Source organism: Streptomyces antioxidans (genome assembly GCF_000968685.2).
GTDB lineage: Bacteria > Actinomycetota > Actinomycetes > Streptomycetales > Streptomycetaceae > Streptomyces > Streptomyces antioxidans.
The window spans coordinates 1-19,850 of the sequence record NZ_LAKD02000074.1; the positions used below are offsets into that span (position 1 = coordinate 1).

The following is a 19,850-nucleotide window of genomic DNA, read 5'->3' on the forward strand; positions in this document are numbered from 1 at the left end:
CGACCCCGAGGCATCACCGGCCGAGGTCGGCTGGTCACTGATCACCACCCGGTCCGTCTTCGACCACCGCGCCGTCATCATCGGCCAACACCGCGACGAACTCCTGACCGGACTCAACGCACTCGCCACCGGCACCACCCACCCCACCGTCATCCAAGCAAGCGTCACCACCACCGCGGGCGGTATGGGCCCGGTACTGGTCTTCCCCGGCCAGGGCTCCCAATGGCTCGGCATGGGCGCAGGACTCCTCGACACTTCTCCGGTCTTCGCCGCCCGGGTAGCCGAATGCCAACAGGCCCTCACCCCATATGTGGACTGGTCCCTGACCGACGTCCTGCGCGGCGGAGTAGACGCCGCCGACCTCGCCCGCGTCGACGTCATCCAACCCGTCCTGTGGGCCGTCATGGTCTCCCTGGCCGCCGTATGGGACCACCACGGCGTCACCCCCACCGCCGTCATCGGCCACAGCCAAGGCGAAATCGCCGCCGCCTGCATCGCCGGAGCCCTCTCCCTCGACGAAGGCGCCCGCATCGTCACCCTCCGCGCCCACGCCCTCCGCCACCTCACCGGCCACGGCACCATGGCCTCCCTCACCCTCAACCAAACCCACACCGAAGAACTCCTCACCAAACTCGGCGACGGTGCCAAGGGGGTGGGTGTAGCCGCCGTCAACGGCCCCGGATCCACCGTCATCTCCGGGCCCCCGGACCAAGTCGCCCACACCATCACCGCCTGCGAACAAGCAGGCCACCGAGCCCGACTCATCGACGTCGACTACGCCTCCCACAGCCCCCAAGTCGACGACATCACGGAGGAGTTGTACGAGCTCCTGGCCGGGGCCGAACCGGTGCCGGGCCAGGTGGCGTTCTACTCGACGGTCACCGGCGCCCGCATGGACACCAGCGAACTCGACACCGCGTACTGGGTCAAGAACCTCCGCCAACGAGTGCGCTTCGCCGACGCCGTACAAGCACTCCTCCACGACGGCCACCGCGTATTCATCGAAGCCAGCACCCACCCCGTCCTCACCATCGGCATACAGGAGAGCATCGAGGAGGCGGGGGTCGAGGCGGTCACCATCCCGACCCTGCGGCGCGACCACGGTGGCACGGCTCAGCTGGCGCGGTCGGTGGCGCAGGCGTTCACCGCCGGGGTCGAGGTCGACTGGACCCGCTGGTTCTCCACCGACCCCGCACCCCGCGTCATCGACCTGCCCACCTACGCCTTCCAGCGCGAGCGGTACTGGCTGGACGGAGCGGGCGGGCCGGGTGGCGATCCCGCCGATCTGGGTCTTACGGCCGCCGGGCATCCACTGCTCGCCGCCGCCGTGGAAGTCGCCGACGGCGCCGCTCATGTGCTCACCGGCCGGATCTGCACACGGTCCCATCCATGGCTCGCCGAGCATGTGGTGGCGGGTGCCGTGCTGGCGCCGGGCGCGGTGCTGGTGGAGTGGGCGCTGCGAGCGGCCGACGAGGTCGGTTGTGGCGGGGTGGAGGAGCTGGCGCTGCGGGTTCCGCTGGCGCTGCCCGAGTCCGGTGGACTGCGGGTGCAGGTGGTGGTGGATGCCGCGGCGGAGGACGGGCGCCGTGAGGTACGGATGTACTCGCGCCCGGACCACCCCCATGGCCTTCATCTGAGCCCGGGTTCAGGTGCTGACGCGGGGTGGGTGTGTCATGCGGTGGGCGTGCTCGCGCCAGCGCCCGAGACTCCCGCGCCGGTGGAGGGCCTGGGCGGGGCCTGGCCGCCACCGGGCGCGGAGCCGCTGGACGTCGGCGCCTTCTACGAGCGGGTGAGGGCGGCGGGGTACGGCTACGGCCCGGCGTACCAGGGGCTGACGGCCGCGTGGCACCTGGGCGGGGATGTCCTCGCCGAGGTGGCGCTGCCCGACGCCGCAGGGAGCCGGAACGGATTCGGCATCCATCCGGTGCTGTTGGACGCGGCGCTGCATCCGTCGCTGCTGATGGACCGGCCCGAGGGCCAGGAGGACGACGGCCAGGTGTGGTTGCCGTTCGCCTGGAACGGCGTGTCGCTGTGGGCCACGGAGGCGGCCACCGTACGGGTCCGGCTGTCGCGGGACGAGGAACGGCAGTCGCTGCGGCTGACGGTGGCGGACACGGTGGGCGCGCCGGTGCTGACGGTCGACTCCCTCGTGACCCGTCCGGCCACGACGGACCGGCTGCGCACGGCTGCCCGTGCCGTGGACGGGCTGTTCACCCTGGACTGGACGCCGCTGCCCGCTCCGGCCACCGCGCCGTCCGCCAGCTCGGTGGTCGGCGACGGCGGTTGGGTGGTGCTGGGTGAGGACCGGCTGGGGCTGGCGGAACCGCTGCAGGCAGGCATGGGGGACGCGGTGGCGTGCCACCCGGACCTTGAGGCGGTGATCGCCGCCGTCGAGGCGGGCCAGCCCGCCCCCGCCGTCGTCCTGGTCCATCCGCACGCCGCCGAGGGTGGCCACGGGGACGGGCTGGGGGCGACCGGGGAGTTGCTGGCGCTGGTGCAGTCCTGGCTGCGGCGCCCGGCGCTGGCCGATACGTGGCTGGTGGTCGTCACACGGGGCGCGGTGGCGGCGGGCCGTCCGGGCAACAACACCGACAACGCCGACGACACCCACCACATCACACTGGACCCGTCCGGTGCCGGGGCGTGGGGGCTGATCCGCAGCGCCCAGTCGGAGAACCCGGGCCGGTTTGTGCTGCTCGACCTCGCTGAGGGCTACGGCTACCGCGACGACCACAAGGACCGCGAAGATCGCGAGGGCTATGAGAACCGCGAAGGTCTCGCGGCGGCCGTAGTCCGCGCGATCGGCGCACATGAGCCCCAAGTGGCGGTGCGGGACGACCGGGTGCTGGTCCCCCGCATGGTCCGCGCGACGGCCACGCCCAGCCCCGCCGTCGACGGGCAGGACGAAGAGCGGACCACCGGACTCGGCGCCGACGGCACCGTGCTGATCACCGGTGGCACAGGCACCCTGGGCGCTCTGGTCGCCGAACACCTGGTGCGCACATGGGGCGTCAGGCATCTGCTGCTGGTGAGCCGAAGCGGCGCGGAGGCTGCCGGTGCGGCCGAACTCTCCGCTCGGCTCACCGAGTTGGGAGCTCAAGTACGCATCTCCGCAGCCGATGTCACCGACCCGGACGCGGTGGGCGATCTGGTGTCCGGGGTCGATCCCACGCATCCGCTGACCGGTGTGGTGCACGCGGCCGGAGCGCTGGACGACGCCGTCCTCACCGCCCAGACCCCGGAGCGGCTGGCGCGGGTGTGGCGTCCGAAGGCCTCGGCCGCGGCCCATCTGCACGCCGCGACGGCAGACCTGCCGCTGTCCCTGTTTGTGATGTTCTCCTCCACGGCGGGCACGCTCGGCGCCTCCGGGCAGTCCAACTACGCCGCGGCGAACGCCTATTGTGACGCCCTGGCCGCTCGGCGCCGCGCCCTCGGCCTGCCGGGGCTTTCGGTGGCGTGGGGCCTGTGGGCGGACGCCAGCGGGATGACCGGGCATCTGGGGGAGGCGGACCGGGCCAAGATGAGCCGGTCGGGCATCGGGGCGATGTCCAGCGAGCGGGCGCTGGGGCTGCTGGACGCCGCCGTGCGCCACGGCCACCACCAGCTGATCGCCATCGACCTGGACGTACGGGCCCTGGCAGACCAGCCTGCGCTCACCCTGCCCGCCCCGCTGCGGGCGCTCACCGCTGGCGGTACGGCCCGGCGTACGGCGGCCACGGCCCGGCCGCACACCGACTGGGCCGGTCATCTGGCCGCGCTGCCGGTGGAGGAGCAGCGCCGTACGCTGCTCCAGCTGGTCCTCACCCATGCCGCGGCGGCCCTGGGCCACCCCGACCCGGGGCGGATCCAGACCGAGCGAGGCTTCCTGGAGCTCGGTTTCGACTCGCTGACCGCGATCGAACTGCGGAACCGACTGACGGCCGCGACCGGGCTGCGGCTGACCACCACCCTCATTTTCGACCACCCGAGCCCGGCCGCGCTCGCCGCCCACCTGCACGCGGAATTGGCGCCCGAGGATTTGGACCCCCTTCCCTCCGTGCTGGGCGACATCGACAAGCTGGAAAGCGCGCTGCTTTCCGTGGCTGAAGACGAGACGGCGCATGAGGCGCTGCTGAAGCGCCTTCAGTCCACGCTGTCGAAACTGGCCGCCCTGCACGGCGGCGGGACGGAGGAAGGCCAAGCGGCGGGCCGTATTCAGGACGCCACGGCCGACGAGATCTTCCAGTTCATCGACCAGGACCTGGGCCGTGGCGAAAGCGACGGAGAGCACGCACATGGGGGCACACGGTGATTGACATGGAGGCACACGGTGATTGATGAGCGCAGCCGGAAGAAGCTCATTCTCGAGCACAGCCGCCTGATGAACGCCGCGGATATCGATGGGCTCCTCGCACTCTACGCGGACGCGGTCACATTCGAGGATCCGGTCGGATCGGGGCGGAGGACCGGGCGGGACGCCCTTCGTGCGCATGTCGAGGAGCTCGCCGCGGCGGGTATCTCCGAGATTCCCGGAGAGCCGGTCGCGGGGCAGGACGGTGCGCATGTCCTGGTGCCGGTGACGGCCACCATGGACTATCTGCCCAAAGGCCCCGGCTTCGCCGAGCGCGGCTGGCTGACGGCCCCGGACGCCCCGGAGAACTCCCGTATCACCTGGGACTACGTGCTGATGGTGCGCGCGGGGGCCGGTGGCCTCATTCAGGAGCTGCAGATGTTCTGGGGGAGGTCGGACATTGGTGTCTCCGGCTGATTCCCCTCGACCCCCGCACCGCACTGGAGGCGTTCATGGCCGATGAGGCGACCCTCAAGAGGATGGCGCTGGAATACGCGCGGCGCATGAACGAGGGTGATGTCGAGGCCGTATTGGAGCTGTTCTCGGACGACATCGTCTTCGAGGATCCGGTCGGCGCGCCCCCGCTCGTCGGAAAGGACGCGCTTCGCGAACACATCGCCTGGTCCATCGAATGCCGGGTGCATGAGGTCCCGGGCCGTCCGGTCACTTCCATGGACGGCCGCAGGGTGGCGGTGCCGACCACGGTCACGGTGTACGCGCCGACCAAACTCACGTTCAGCATCATCGGTGTGATCGAACTCGGCGATGACGGTCTGGTCCACCACGCCCAGGCGTTCTGGGGCATCACGGATACGAAAGTGGGTGACGGTCCCGAACTCACCGGTGTCGCGCACTTCATGGCGGTCACCCAGAACCTCGCCAAGATGGTCCGGGCCAAGGGCAGCCCCGCTCCGACGGGAAAGCCGTGAGCGGTGAAGGGACGAGAGCGAAAACCATGACCGAACCCACACACGCAATCGTTCTGGGCGGGGGCTGGGCGGGGATGCTGGCTGCCCATGTGCTGTCCCGCCACCTGGAGCGCGTCACCGTCGTGGAGCGCGATGTGCTCCCCGACGGCCCCCGGCACCGCAAGGGGTCGCCGCAGGGGCGCCATGTCCATGTGCTGTGGTCCAGCGGTGCGCGCATCGTGGACACGCTGCTGCCCGGCATGGTCGACCAGCTGCTGGACGCGGGCGCCCGCCGGATCGGATTCCATCAGGACCTGGTGACCTTGACGTCCCACGGCTGGCAGCACCGCTTCCCACCGCGGCAGTACGCCCTGATGTGCACCCGCCCGTTCCTGGACTGGAAGGTCCGCGACCGGGTGCTCGCCACCGGGCGGATCGCCGTACGCCAGCGCACCGAAATCCTCGATCTGGTCGGCGACGCCAAACGCGTCACCGGGGTTCGGGTGCGCGACATGGACACCGGGGCGGGCGAATCCCTGGAGGCCGATCTGGTGGTCGACGCCTCCGGGCGGGGTTCCCGGCTCCGGCACTGGCTGTCGGCGCTGGAGGTGCCGCCGCTTGAGGAGGACGTCGTCGACGCGGGCATTGCCTACGCCACCCGTGTGTACCAGGGCCCGCCGGGCGCCGCTGCCGGATTCCCCGCCGTCAACGTGGCCGCCGACCACCGGCTGCGCGAGCCGGGCCGGTTCGGGGTGGTGTATCCGCAGGAGGACGGCACCTGGATGGTGACCCTGTCGTGCACCCGGGGCGCCGGACTGCCCGCCCGCGACGACGAGTTCCTGCCCTACGCGCGCACACTGCGCCATCCGCTGGTGGCCGATCTCATCGCGCTCGCGAAGCCGCTGACCTCGGTGGCCGTCTCCCGGGTCGGCGCCAACCGGCGGCTGTATCCGGAGCGACTGGACATCTGGCCGGAGGGGCTGCTGGTGCTCGGGGACGCGCTGGCCGCGTTCAACCCGATCTACGGCCATGGCATGAGCTCCGCGGCTCGCGCGGCCGCCGCGCTGGACACCGCGCTCCAGCGGGCCGGGAGCGCCGGGGGCACGGCGCAGCGGACCGCCGGGTTCACGGCGCACCGGGCCCAGCGGGCGATCAGCGCCACCGTGGACGACCCCTGGATCATGGCCGCGTCCAAGGACGTGGAGTACGTCAACTGTCGGATGAACACGACGGATCCACGGCTGACGGGCGGCGCCGTGGCGCGGCAGCGGTTCTCCGATCTGATCGCCGACCGGTCGATCCGCTCCTCGGCGGTGTGTGATGTGGTGACCGATGTCATCAGCCTCACCGCCCCGCAGTCCGAGCTGGCGTCCAGCCGCTTCCTGTCGCTGATGCAGAAGGACCGGGTCCTCCCGGAGCTCTCCGAGCCGCCGCTGACCGCCGATGAGCTGGCGCTGGTGGGTCTGAGCCCGCGCAGCACCGTGGGTGCGGGCGGCTCATGAGCAGCGAGGAAAAGCTCGTCGACTATCTCAAGTGGACCACCGCCGAGCTCCACGAGACCCGGCAGCGGCTGCGGGAGGTCCAGGCGGACCTTGAGGAGCCGATCGCCATCGTCGGCATGGCCTGCCGCTTCCCCGGTGGGGTGCGCACCCCGGCCCAGCTGTGGGATCTGGTGGCCGACGGGCGGGACGCCGTCTCCAGCTTCCCCACCGACCGGGGCTGGGACCTGGAGAACCTCTACCACCCCGATCCGGAGCACCACGGCACCTCGTACGTCCGGGCCGGTGGCTTCGTCCATGACGCGGCCGACTTCGACGCGGAGTTCTTCGGCATCGGCGCCCGGGAGGCGGCGGCCATCGAGCCGCAGCAGCGGATGCTGCTGGAGCTGGCGTGGGAGGCGGTGGAGAGCGCCGGTATCGATCCGCACACCCTGCGGGGCAGCAGGACCGGCGTCTATACGGGGGTGATGTACCACGACTACGCCTCGCGTCTGGATGAGATCCCCGAGGGTCTGCTGGGTCATGTGGGCAACGGCAACGCGGGCAGTGTGTCCTCGGGCCGGGTGGCGTTCACCCTCGGTCTGCGGGGCGCGGCGGTCTCCTTGGACACGGCGTGTTCATCGTCGCTGGTGGCGATGCACCTGGCGGCCGGGGCACTACGGCGGCGCGAATGCACGCTGGCGCTGGCCGGTGGCGCCGCCATCATGTACACCGCGAGCGTGTTCCAAGTGGCGTCCAGCCAGCGCCAGTTGTCGCCGGGTGTTCGGTGCCGGTCGTTCGCGGACGCCGCCGACGGCATGGTGTACGGGGAGGGCGCCGGTCTGCTGCTGCTGGAGCGGCTGTCGGACGCGCGGCGTGCTGGCCACCCGGTGCTGGCCGTGATCCGCGGTTCGGCCATCAACCAGGACGGTGCCAGTACGGGCATGGCCGCCCCCAACGGCCCCGCTCAGCAGCAGCTGATCCGCGACGCGCTGGCGAACGCCCGGCTGTCCACCGGGGACGTGGACGCGGTGGAGGCGCATGGCACGGGCACCGCCTTCGGCGACTCCATCGAGCTCCAGGCGCTGCTCGCCACGTACGGGCAGGACCGTCCGGACGACCGGCCGCTGCTGCTGGGATCCATCAAGTCGAACATCGGCCATACGCAGGCCGCCGCCGGAATGGCCGGTGTGATCAAGATGGTGCTGGCGATGCGCCGGGGCGTGCTGCCGCGCTCGCTCCACATCGACCGGCCGACCCGGCTGGTGCACTGGCGCAAGGGCGCGGTGCGGCTGCTGACCGAGCGGATGGAGTGGCCGCGGGTGGACCGGCCGCGGCGGGCCGGTGTGTCCTCGTTCAGCGCCAGCGGCACCAACGCCCATGTGATTCTTGAGGAGTTCACCGAGTCGGTGGCGGGCACCACCGACGGCGGTGGCGCCCGTGACGCGGACGTGGTGCCGTGGGTGCTGTCCGCGCGGGGCGCGGCGGCGCTGCGCGGCCAGGCCCGTGCACTGGCCGCCCATACGGCGGCGGCCGGTCCGGGGCTGTCCCCGGTGGATGTGGGCTGGTCGCTGGTGACCACGCGGTCGGTGTTCGACCACCGGGCGGTCGTGGTCGGCGGGCCGGACGAGCTGCGGGCGGGGCTGGCGGCACTGGCGGCCGGTGAACCGCATCCCTCGGTGGTGGGGCCCGAAGTGGCCCGTACCGGTGCGGCGGCCTCGGCGGGCGGGACGGTGTTCGCCTTCGGGGGCGAGGGCGGTCATCCACCGGGGACGGGCGCCGAGCTGTACGAACGGTTCGCCGTCTTCGCCAGGGCCTTCGACGAGGTCGGTGAGTCGCTTGGCGTGAAGGGGGAACGCGAAGCGTCCTCCCGGGCCGGGCTGTTCGCCTTCTACGTCGCGCTGGCCCGGCTGCTGGCCTCGGTGGGGGTATGCCCCGGCGCGGTGGTGGGCCGCGGGGTCGGTGAGATCGCCGCGGCGCACATCGCGGGTGCTCTCGATCTCGCCCACGCCTGCCGGCTGGTGGCCGCCGACGCCACTCCGGGCCCGGTGGAGTGCGAGCGGATGGAGTACGAACGGCCGCCCATGCCCTCTCTCGATGAGGTCGGTGCGGTGTGGGAGCTGGGGCCCGGGGCGATGCTGCCCTCCGCCCCGGGCCCGCTGGTGCTCTCGCCCTTCCGTGGCGAGGGGTCCGAGGTACGGGAGCTGATGTGTGCCCTGGCCCGTATGCACACCATGGGCGCCACCGTGGACTGGGCCGCCCTGTTCGACCGCGATCCGGCTCCGCGCACCGTCGCCCTGCCCACGTACGCCTTTCAGCGACGGCGCTTCTGGCTGGAGAGCGAGGCCCCGACGGATGCCGCGCCCACCGTGGAGACCTGGGCGGAGGCCGAGTTCTGGGACGCCGTGGAGCGTACGGACGCGGCGGCCCTGGCCCGGGCACTCGAGGTCCCCGCCGGCCGGCGGGAGGTGTTCGCGGAGGTCCTGCCCGCGCTGGCCACCTGGCGGCGGCAGCGGGAGTGGCGCTATCGCATCGCCTGGAAGCCCCTACCCGAGCCGCCGACACCACAGTTGACCGGGGCCTGGCTGGTCGTGGCGTCCGGCGACGGCGGGGACGACCCCATGGTGGCCGCCGTGACCGCCGCGCTGAGCGACCATGGCGCCGAGACCGTCACGTTCGCTCCGTACACCACATCGTCGGACTCCACACCGGTGGACGGCGAGGCGCGGGCCCGGCGGATGGCCGGGGCCGTCGCGGGCCGGCCGGTCGCGGGGGTGCTCTCCCTGCTGGCGCTGGAAGACGTTCGGCCACCGTCCGACGACGGGCGGAGCCCGGCGCTCGCCCCGACCTTGGAGTTGTTCGAGACGCTGCGGCGGGCCGGGGTCGAGGCGCCGGTGTGGTCGGCCACCCGCGGTGCGGTCAGCGTCGATGTGGGTGATCCGATGCGCCGCCCGGAGCAGGCCGGACTCTGGGGCCTGGGCGGTGCGCTGGCGCTGGAGTGGCCACGCCGCTGGGGCGGGCTGGTCGATGTGCCGGAGAGGTTGGACGACCGCGCGGGGCGGCGGCTCGCGGGGGTGCTGGCCGGGGCGTACGGCGAGGGAGAGGTGGCCGTACGCGGCGACGGCTGCTTCGCCCGGCGGCTGGTGCGCGATGTCCCCACGGGCCTCACCACCCCCGCCCGGCGGCTCCGGGGCACGGTCCTCATCACGGGCGTCGCCACTGCCCTGGGCGCTCACACCGCCCGCTGGGCGGCCGAGGACGGCGCCGAACACCTGCTGCTCATCGACACCACGCAGCCGGCGGCCGATCTGGTGGCCGAGCTCGGCGCCTCGGGCGTACGGGTATCCGTGGCCACCGTCGATGTGGCGGACCCGAAGGCGCTCGCCACGGCGGTCGCGGGCATTCCCGCGGAGTTCCCGCTGACGGCCCTCGTGCATCTCACGGCGCCCCTGGCCGCCGAGGCGGGGCGGCTGGAAGTGGCGCGGATCGAGCGCGAGTGGGCGGCCACGGTGGCGGGCGCGGTGAACCTCTGCGCCCTCGGCAGCCACCATGAGCTGTCGGCCTTGGTGCTCGGGTGCTCGGTCGTGGGCGTCCTGCCGAGCCCGGGCCTGGGCAACCAGGCGCCCGCGCACGCCTATCTGGGCGCGCTCGCCCAGGAGTGCCGGGCGCGGGGCGTTCCGGCGACATCGGTGTGCTGGGGCTCGATGGACGGCCCCGACACGGCCGTCGGCGCCGCCAAGCAGCTGCGCGCCAATGGCCTGCCCGCACTTCCCCAGCGCCCGGCCGCCGCCCTGCTGCGGCAGGCGGTCATGGCGGACACGGCGTCCGTGGTCATCGCGGACATCGACTGGGCCCGGATGACCGCACACGCCGCCGAGCTGGGAGCACATCGGCTCTTCGATGACGTCTCCGGCCCTTCGAGCGCACCGCGTACGCACCGCGGTCGGTGACCGACGCCGACCGGCCCCAACCAAGGCGGGAGTACCCGTGAACGCACACACCCAAGTCAACAACCACACCCCAGGCGACGCCACCGAGGCTCAAGGAGAAGGATCCGCGATGCAGACGGAGAAGAGCGAGACCGCACTCGACGGGACGGCCCTGCACCAGGCGCTGGCCATCGCCACGGCCGAGGAGCGCGAGGACATCATGCGGGAGGCCGTACGGGCACAGCTGGCCGACATCCTGGCACCCACCGTCGTGGACGACGACAGCAACTTCCTGGAGAACGGGCTCACTTCGCTGACCGCCCTCGAGCTCACCCGCAATCTGATGACGCTCACCGACGTGGAGATCCCGCTCGTCGCCATTCTGGAGTACCCCACCCCCACCCAGCTCGGCCACTACCTCGCCGAGGCGTACACCGCGGTCAACTCCGGTGACGGCGCCACGGCCTAGATGCGCCGCCACCGCCTCGTCCGGCCCGCGGGACACAACGCCGCGCGGGAGGGGATCGCCCCCTCCCGCGCGGCGCTTTCAACGATGCGGGGCAGCTGTCAGAAGGCACACTCCACATGCTTGATGGCCTCGACGAAGCTGGCCGCCAGCCGCCGTGGCCTCCCAACGGTGCGGATCTCCGGCAGTCGGCTGAACAGCTCGCGGAAGAGCACCGTGACCTCCATCCGGGCGAGATGGGCACCCAGACAGAAGTGCGGTCCGACCGATCCGAAGGTCAGATGGGGATTGGGGTCCCGGGTGATGTCGAACGCGTAGGGGTCGGGGAAGACGTCCTCGTCCCGGTTGGCCGACCAGTAGAAGAGCAGCAGCTTGTCGCCCTCCGTGAAGCGGTGGCCGTTCACCCCGCAGTCGCGCCGGACGGTGCGCCGCATCCAGTTGATGGGGGTCGCGACCCGCAGGATCTCCTCGACCGCGCCCGGCGCGTAGGTCTCGAAGTCGGAGAGCAGCAGCTTCCGCTGCTCCGGGTGGTCGCTGAGCAGCACCAGACCACGGGAGATGGCGTTGCGGGTGGTCTCCATTCCGGCGACGACGAGCAGGATGAAGAAGGACGAGAGCTCTTCGGGGCTGAGCCGTTCACCATCGATCTGCGCCTGCACCAGCCGCGTGATCAGATCGCCCGTGGGATTGCGGGTGCGGTCGGCGGCGAGCCGCGCGATGTAGTCGGCGAGTTCATGGGAGGTCTTCAGCAGGGCGGCGGTGGCCTGATCGGCCCGCGGAACATATTCGGGGTCGAAGGTGCCGACGATGATATTGGACCGGTCGTAGATGAACTCGTAGTCGTCATCGGGAATCCCCATCATGCCGCTGAGCACCGCGATCGGCATGATCGCAGCGACCTTGCGGACGAAGTCTCCCGGCCCTTCCGCGATGAGGCCGTCGACAATCTTCCTGGCCGCCTTGTGGGACGCCACTTCGAACTCGGCGGCCATTCCCCGGCCGAACGCACGGGAGACCAGCCGGCGCATCCGGGCGTGCTGGGGATTGTCCATGTTGATCATCGATCCGAAGAAGTCGTTGAACTCCTCCGGCAGATCGATGATGCTGATCGCGGTGGGCACGGAGCCGAAGTCCTGCGGGCGCCGGCTCACCTCGGCGATATCAGCGTGCCGGACCATCGCGTAATACCCGGACCCCCGTCCGAACCCGGGCATGACCGGCTCCCGGAAGAGAACGGGCTCCGGCCGCCCGCGCAGCGCCGCGAAGGCGGCGTCACGGTCGCCGTAGGGCTGCGCCCAGAAGGACAGGTCGGTGAGATCGACGTTGTCGATATGGGCGAACCTGGATTCCGGGGGATACACGGCGCCTCACTTCGGCTCGGAGTCTACGGTCGGCAAGGGAGTCTGGGTCGGCATGAGAGTATGAATCGCCCGGCCATCCAGCATCTCGCCTCCGGCTAAAGCGCCGCTAATCCGTGCGCACATCACCTACCCGGCCGGTCCAACCGAATGGGGAGGTCCGGCTAGAATTTCGTCATGGATCTTTCCGTGCCCGTAACCGACGATGTGAAATTGCATTTCCGGCACCGGCCGGGAACGGCGTCGCTTCCCTTTCTCCTGGTCCATGGCATGGCGTCAAGCGCCCGGCTGTGGGACGAGGTCGCCGACCATCTGACCGCCGCGGGCCACGCGGTGTACGCAGTGGATCTGCGCGGCCACGGTGACTCCGACACACCGGAGACCGGATATGACATCCCGACCGCGGTCGCGGACCTGGCGGCGGCGTCCGCCGCCCTCGGGCTGGACCGGGTGGTGGTGGCCGGTCACTCCTGGGGCGGCAACATCTCGGTGCGGCTGACCGCCGAGCACCCCGAACTGGTCGCCGCGCTGGCCCTGGTGGACGGCGGCTGGCTGGAGCCCGCCAAGGCGTTCTCCTCCTGGGACGCGTTCGTCGGGGCACTGCGTCCGGCCTCCCTGGAGGGCGCCACCGTGCAGAGTGTGAGCGACTACTTCCGCGCCATCCACCCGGACTGGTCCCCAGCGGCGATCGAGGCCGCGGTGGCCACGATGCGGGAGAACCCGGACGGTTCGCTGTCCCGGCGCATGTCCACCGAGCAGCACATGTCGATCCTGCACAGCATCTGGAACGAGCCGCCGAGACCGTGGTACGCGGCCATCGGCGTGCCCACTCTGCTGATGCCCGCCATCCCCAAGGGCGCGGACGCGAAGTGGGCGGACCGCATCCGCTCCCGCATCAGGGAGACCACGGCCGATCTGCGCCATGCGACGATGCGCGAATATCTCGATTCCGAGCACGATCTGCACGCCCAGCACCCCCGGCGGGTGGCCGACGACCTGCTCGGCCTGGCCCGCGGCCTGCGGCCGTGACCGCGGGTCAGGCCCCGAGCTCGCGGTCGATGAGGGCGAACACCTCGTCGGCCGTGGCCGCCGCCAGGTCCTGCTCGCCCGCGGGCTCATCGGCCTCCTGCCCGGTGACGGTGTACTTCCACACCAGGGCCTGCAACCGGTTCACCAGACCGGCGCGGCGCGGGTCGCCGGTCGGCAGCCCGGCCAGTGCGGACTCGAGCTCGTCCAGGTGTCCGGACACCGGATGGGCCCTGTCGGCCGGGTCAACTCCGGTCAGCAGATGGCCCGCCAGCGTGCGAGGTGTCGGATAGTCGAAGACCACCGTGGTCGGCAGGCTCAGCCCCGTGGCCGCGCGCAGCCGGTTCCTGAGCTCCACGGCCGCGATGGAGTCGAACCCCAGCTCCTTGAACGGGCGGTCCGGCTCGACCGCCTCCGGCGCCGGATAGTGCAGTACGGCGGCCACATGGGCGCGTACCAGCACCAGCAGTCGCTCGACCCGTTCGCCCTGGGGCAGGGCGCCCAGCTCCCTCCGCAGCGCCGACGCCTCGTCGGTGCCGGTGTCCGCCGCGGGCCCGCGCGCGGCCTCGATGGCCCGGCGGGCGACCGGGACGCCGTCGAAGAGCCTGCTGGGACGGGCGAGGGTGAACAGCGGCGCGAAGCGTTCCCATGCCACATCGGCGATGGTGACGCCCGGATCGTCGTGGTCGAGCGCCTGGCGCAGTGCGGTCAGCGCCGCCCGGGGGTCCAGCGGGGTCAGGCCCTGCCGACGCGAGCGCTCGGTGTGCGGGGCCGTCGCGTCGGCCGCCTCGCCGCCGTACGGCAGGTCCCACAGCCCCCAGGCGATCGAGACGGTGAGCCGTCCGTCGGAGCGGTCGCGCCGCGCCAGCGCGTCGAGGCAGGCGGTGGCGGCCGCGTAGGAGCCGTGGTCCCTGCTGCCCCAGGACGCGGCGACGGTGGAGAAGTAGACCACGGTGTCCTCGGGGCCCGTGCCGCAGAGTTCGTCCAAGTGCCGCCCGGTGTCGTCCAGATGGGCGCGGATCTCCTCGGCGAGCCGCTGCGGGGTGAGCTCCATCAGCGGTGCGAGCTCGCCGGAGGCCGAGGTGTGGATGATGGTGCCGATCCGTCCGCTGGCCTCCGCCACTCGCTTGAGGAGGCGCGCGGTGCCCTCCCGGTCGGCGGGTGCGTGGTGGGCCACGGTGAGTCCGGTGCCGAGCGCGTCCAGTTCGGCCTTCAGCTCCGCGGCCCCGGGGGCGTCGCCACCCCCGGGGCACAGCATCACGATGTGTTCCGCCCCGTCGTCGGCCAGGTGGCGGGCGACCCGGGCGGCGGGCCCGTCGGCGGTTCCGGTGATGAGCACGGTGGACCGGGGCTTCCAGGTGCGCCGCGGAGTACGGCCGCCGACCGGGTCGGGGACCAGCCGACGTCCGTACCCACCGGCCGGGCGCAGCGCCACCTCGTCCTCCCCCGGGGCCCCGGTGAGCAGGGCACGCAGCCGCTCCGCGTCAAGCGCGGCCGGGCTCACGGGCAGGTCCACCAACCCGCCCCAGCGGTCGGGGTGTTCGAGGGCGGCCACCCGGCCGAGCCCCCACAGCTGGGCCTGGTGGGGAGCGTCGGGGGATTCGGAGTCGTCAACGGCGACCGCGCCGCGGGTGGCGCACCACAGGGGCGCGGTGACGGCGGCGTCCACCAGCGCCTGGAGCAGGGTGAGCGTGCCGGTCAGGCCGGGCGTCACGCCGGGGAGTGGCGGCGCGGCAGTGTCCAGGGCCAGCAGCGACAGGATTCCCGTGGGTGGCGGCTCCTCGGCGCACCGGGAGCGCAGGAGCTCGGCGAGGCCCGCACGGTCGGTGACCTCGGCCAGTTCCAGCCGCCGCGCCCGTCCGCCGTCCGCGCCCAGGGCCCGTACGCAGGCGTCGGTCCAGGCGTCGGCGACGCCCCTCGCGTGGATCACGAGCCAGGTGCCCACGGCAGCGGGAGCCGCGTCGGTGACGGGCCGCCACTCGACGCGGTAGCGCCAGGAGTCCGCGGCGGAGCGCTCGCGCCGGGCGCGGCGCCATGTGGAGAGCGCGGGGAGCACGGTGCCCAGTGAGGTCCGGTGGCCGGTGTCGTCCGGGAGGCTCAGCGTCTTCGCGAGCGCGCTCAGGTCCGCTCCCTCCACCGCGGCCCAGAACCGGGTCTCCTCCTCGTCCGCGGCGGGCCGGGGATCGAAGGACAACGAGTCGGCCAGCCAGTACCGCTCCCGCTGGAAGGCGTAGGTGGGCAGGTCGACGGTGCGCGGGGCGGTGGCGCCGGTGGGATGAAGGGTGGTCCAGTCGACCGCGACGCCCGCCGTGAAGGCCAGCGCGAGCGATTCGACCAGCCGCGCAGGACCGCCGTGGTCGCGCCGTAGCGTGGGCACGGTGACCGCGTCCGCCCTGGCTTCCTCGAAGCTCTCCTGCATGCCGACGGTCAGTACGGGGTGGGTGCTGCTCTCGATGAACACGCGGTGGCCGTCGGCCAGCAGCGCCCGGACGGTGTCGGCGAACCGCACCGGTTCACGGAGGTTGGTCACCCAGTAGCCGGTGTCCAGCGCGGTGGTGTCGATCCGTGCGGCGATGACCGTGGAGTAGAACGCCACCGTGGACGCGGCCGGCTGGACACCGGCCAGGGCCTGCGCCAGCTCATCGGCGATCTCGTCCACCTGGGGGCTGTGCGAGGCGTAGTCCACCTCGATCGGCCGCGCCCGGTCGCCCGCCTCCTGACACGCGGCCACGGCGTGCGCCACCTGCTCGGGCGGCCCGGAAATCACCGTGGACGAGGGGCCGTTGACAGCCGCCACGCCCACGGCCGCCGTGTTGTCGCCCAGCCCGGCCAGCAGCTTCCCGGCCCGCTCGCGGCTCACTCCCAGGGACGCCATCGCCCCGCCACCGGCGAGCCGCCGCAGCGCCTTGCTGCGCACCGCCACGACCTTGGCACCATCCTCCAGCGACAGGGCACCGGCCACCACGGCCGCGGCGATCTCGCCCTGGCTGTGCCCGATCACCGCCGCGGGACGTACGCCATGGCCCGCCCACACCGCGGCGAGCGACACCATCACGGCCCACAGGACGGGCTGTACGACGTCCACACGGCCCAGGTGGCCTGCCGCATCGGCGCCGCGCAGCACATCGGTGAGGGACCAGTCCACGTACGGCGCCAAGGCACGCTCACACTCCGCCACCCGGGCGGCGAACACCGGTGAGGCGTCCAGCAGTTCGGCCCCCATCCCCACCCACTGCGAGCCCTGGCCGGGAAACACCAGCACCGGGCCCAGACCCCCAGCCACAGCGGCGCCACCGGAGTGGACCAGGCCCGGATGCGCTCCGCCGGTGGCCAGCGCCTCCACGGCCGCCACCAGTTCCTCGCGGGTCTCGCCCACGGCCACCGCCCGGTGGTCGAACACCGAACGGGTGGTGGCCAGCGACCAGCCCACCTCGGCGATGGACGGCCCCGGATCGGCCGCCATCCGCCGGGCGAGCGCGGCGGCCTGCCCCCGCAGGGCCCTGGCACTACGGGCGGACAGCACCCACGGCGCCACCTCCGTCGCCGATGCCGCGGTCGCCACCGCCTCGGACATGGGGTCGGCGGGCTCCTCCCGCTCGGCAGGGGCACTCGGCTCGGGCGCCTGCTCCAGGATCAGATGGGCGTTGGTGCCGCTGATCCCGAACGAGGAGACCCCGGCCCTGCGGGGGCGTTCGCCCCTCGGCCACGCCACCGGGTCCGTCAGCAGCCGTACCCCGCCGCCTTCCCACTCCACATGCGGAGTCGGCTTATCGATGTGCAGGGTGACCGGCAGCGTCTCGTGGCGGAGCGCCATCACCATCTTGATCACACCGGCCACCCCGGCGGCCGCCTGGGCATGGCCGATGTTGGACTTGAGCGACCCCAGCCACAACGGCCGGTCCCCGGGCCGGTCCCGGCCGTAGGTGGCCAGCAGCGCGTGTGCCTCGATCGGGTCGCCGAGCGCGGTCCCGGTGCCATGGGCCTCCACCGCGTCGACCTGGTCGGCGGCGAGGCGTGCGCTGGCCAGCGCCTGGCGGATCACCCGCTCCTGCGATACGTCGTTGGGCGCGGTCAGCCCGTTGCTTGCACCGTCCTGATTGACGGCCGAGCCCCGGATCAGCGCCAGTACCCGGTGTCCGTTGCGCCGCGCGTCCGACAGCCGCTCCAGCAGCACCAGGCCGACGCCCTCGGAGAAGCCCGTGCCGTCCGCTGCCGCCGCGAAGGACTTGCAGCGGCCGTCCGGGGCCAGCCCGCGCTGCCGCGAGAACTCGGCGAACGCGGTCGGTGTGGTGAGCGCGGTGACCCCGCCCGCGAGCGCCAGATCGCATTCGCCCTGGCGCAGCGCCTGGCCCGCCAGATGCATGGCCACCAGCGACGACGAACACGCCGTGTCCACCGTCACGGCCGGGCCCTCGAGACCGAAGGTGTACGCCACCCGGCCGGAGACCACACTGGTGAGGCTGCCGGTCGTGGCATAGCCCTCGAAGCCCTCGGGGACCTGCGGCATCCGGGACAGATAGTCCTGGCTGGACACCCCCGCGTACACACCGGTCCGGCTGCCCTTCATCGTCACCGGGTCGACACCCGCGCGCTCAAACAGCTCCCAGGCCACTTCGAGCAGCAGCCGTTGCTGCGGGTCCATCGCCAGGGCCTCGCGCGGGCTGATCCCGAAGAACTCCGCGTCGAAGCGGTCGGTGCCGTCCGCGCCGTCAAGGAATCCGCCGTGCCGGACATAGCTGGTGCCGGGGTGGTCGGGGTCGGGGTGGTACAGGCCCGCCAGATCCCAGCCGCGGTCGGCGGGAAACGCGGTGATGCCGTCGCCACCGGAGGCCACCAGCTCCCACAGCTCCTCGGGGCGGCCCACGCCACCGGGGTAGCGGCAGGCCATGCTCACGATGGCCACCGGTTCCTGGGACCGCTCCTCCATCTCGCGCAGTCGTTGACGGGCCTGCCCGAGATCCACCGTGACCCGCTTCAGATACTGGCGGAGTTTGTCTTCCGTACCCGACATCAGTCCTCACTCACGGTCGTACCCGACATCAGTCCTCACCCATGGTCATGAGGGCAGTTCCCTGTCGATGAACTCGAACAACTCGTCGTCCGACGCGGAGTCGAGGGCGCCGTCGTCCACGGTGGCGCGGTGCTCGCCGGTGTCCTCGGCCGGTGTGCCGTCGTTGAGCCGCCACACCAGTGCCTCCAGGCGTTTCGCCAGTCGACCGCGGGTCTCGTCGTCGGCACCGAGCCCCGCCATCGCGGCCTCAAGCCGCTCCAGCTCGCCGAAGACGGGCGCCGAGGTGTCCGCCTGGTCGGGGCACAGCCGCTCCCGCAGTTCGGCGGCGATGGCCGAGGGCGTCGGATGCCTGAAGACGACGGTGGCGGGCAGCCGCAGCCCGGTGGCGGCGGCGAGCCGGTTGCGCAGTTCGACGGCGGTCAGCGAGTCGAAGCCCAGGTCCTTGAACGGGGTGTCACCGGACACCGCCCCGGCGTCGGTGTGGCCGAGGACCGCCGCGGCCTGTGTGCGCACCAGCGTGAGCAGGATCCGGTGCCGCCCCTCCGCGGGCACCGCCGTGAGCTGGGCGACCAGACCGGCTGCCGGCACCCCGGTGGCTGCGGTACGACGGGGGGTCGTCCCGTTGTCGAGGAGGGTACGCAGCAGGGCGGGCAGGGTGTCCGCGGGCCGAGCAGCCAGGGCCCGGAGGTCGAGCTGTACGGCCGCGGGCTGCGGGGCACCGTGCCAGCAGGCGGCGTCCATCAGCCCCAGCGCCCGCGCGCCGGACATGGCGGCGATGCCGGAGCGGGACATCCTGGCCAGGTCCGCGTCGTCCAGGTGTCCGGTCATACCGCTGGCGTCGGCCCACAGGCCCCAGGCCACCGAGACGGCCGGGAGGCCCATGGCCTGGCGGTGGACGGCCAGGGCGTCGCAATAGGCGTTGGCCGCCGCGTAGTTGGCCTGCCCGGGGCTGCCCATCACGCCCGCGGCCGAGGAGAACATCACGTACATGGAGAGCCGAAGGTGCGCGGTGGCGGTGTGGAGATGGGCCGCGGCCGTGGCCTTGGGCCCCCACACCCGCGCCAGACGCTCCGGGGTCTGCGAGTTGACCACCGCGTCGTCCAGCACACCGGCCGCGTGGACGACACCGGTCAGGGGGTGTGCCGGGTCGATGCCCGCGATGAGGTCGTGCACGGCGGCGCCGTCGGTGACGTCCACCGCCTCGATCCGGGCCTCGGCGCCCAAGTCGGCGAGCTTGGCCAGCAGTTCCTTGGCTCCGGGGGTGTCGGGGCCACCGCGGCTCACCAGCAGCAGGTGGCGGATGTTCCAGATGCGGACGAGGTGGTCGGCCACCAGCGCGCCGAG

General features: G+C 72.3%; 10 protein-coding genes. 7 read left to right on the plus strand and 3 right to left on the minus strand.

What is annotated here, in order from left to right; all coding sequences use genetic code 11:
- The 6 genes from VT50_RS25805 to VT50_RS25830 all read left to right on the plus strand — a co-directional run.
- Positions 1–4,291: type I polyketide synthase (locus VT50_RS25805; protein ID WP_079343886.1), on the plus strand; the 4,291-nt coding region annotated here is incomplete at its 5' end.
- A gap of 18 nt (positions 4,292–4,309) precedes the next feature.
- A complete protein-coding gene (locus VT50_RS25810; protein ID WP_053048439.1) occupies positions 4,310–4,747 on the plus strand; it encodes a nuclear transport factor 2 family protein in 438 nt (145 codons plus the stop codon).
- Between the two features lie 35 nt (positions 4,748–4,782).
- The gene (locus VT50_RS25815; RefSeq protein ID WP_046084711.1) at positions 4,783–5,259 is read left to right on the plus strand and encodes a nuclear transport factor 2 family protein; all 477 of its coding nucleotides are present in this window, start codon (positions 4,783–4,785) and stop codon (positions 5,257–5,259) included.
- A 26-nt stretch (positions 5,260–5,285) separates the two neighbouring features.
- Positions 5,286–6,740: an NAD(P)/FAD-dependent oxidoreductase gene (locus VT50_RS25820; protein ID WP_053048440.1), complete on the plus strand. Its 1,455-nt coding sequence runs from the start codon at positions 5,286–5,288 to the stop codon at positions 6,738–6,740.
- Entirely contained in the window at positions 6,737–10,666 is a 3,930-nt protein-coding gene (locus VT50_RS39370; protein ID WP_053048441.1) for a type I polyketide synthase, read from the plus strand. Before VT50_RS25820 ends, VT50_RS39370 begins: the two co-directional genes overlap by 4 nt.
- A 109-nt stretch (positions 10,667–10,775) precedes the next feature.
- Positions 10,776–11,114 (plus strand): acyl carrier protein, encoded by a 339-nt coding sequence (locus tag VT50_RS25830; RefSeq protein WP_240529310.1) that lies wholly within the window; start codon positions 10,776–10,778, stop codon positions 11,112–11,114.
- Between the two features lie 98 nt (positions 11,115–11,212).
- On the opposite strand, the gene VT50_RS25835 is transcribed toward VT50_RS25830, so the two are convergent.
- Positions 11,213–12,472 carry a cytochrome P450 gene (locus VT50_RS25835; RefSeq protein ID WP_046084713.1) on the minus strand — a complete coding sequence of 420 codons (1,260 nt, stop codon included), beginning with the start codon at positions 12,470–12,472 and terminating at the stop codon, positions 11,213–11,215.
- Positions 12,473–12,646: 174 nt separating this feature from the next.
- On the opposite strand from VT50_RS25835, the gene VT50_RS25840 reads away from it, so the two are divergent.
- Complete coding sequence (locus tag VT50_RS25840) at positions 12,647–13,498, plus strand: alpha/beta fold hydrolase (protein ID WP_046084714.1); 852 nt, start codon at positions 12,647–12,649, stop codon at positions 13,496–13,498.
- Positions 13,499–13,505: 7 nt separating this feature from the next.
- On the opposite strand, the gene VT50_RS25845 is transcribed toward VT50_RS25840, so the two are convergent.
- A complete protein-coding gene (locus tag VT50_RS25845) occupies positions 13,506–18,506 on the minus strand; it encodes a type I polyketide synthase (RefSeq protein WP_079343887.1) in 5,001 nt (1,666 codons plus the stop codon).
- Between the two features lie 45 nt (positions 18,507–18,551).
- Positions 18,552–19,850, minus strand: a 1,299-nt coding sequence (locus VT50_RS25850; protein ID WP_143645271.1) for a beta-ketoacyl reductase, incomplete at its 5' end; no start/stop codon positions are given.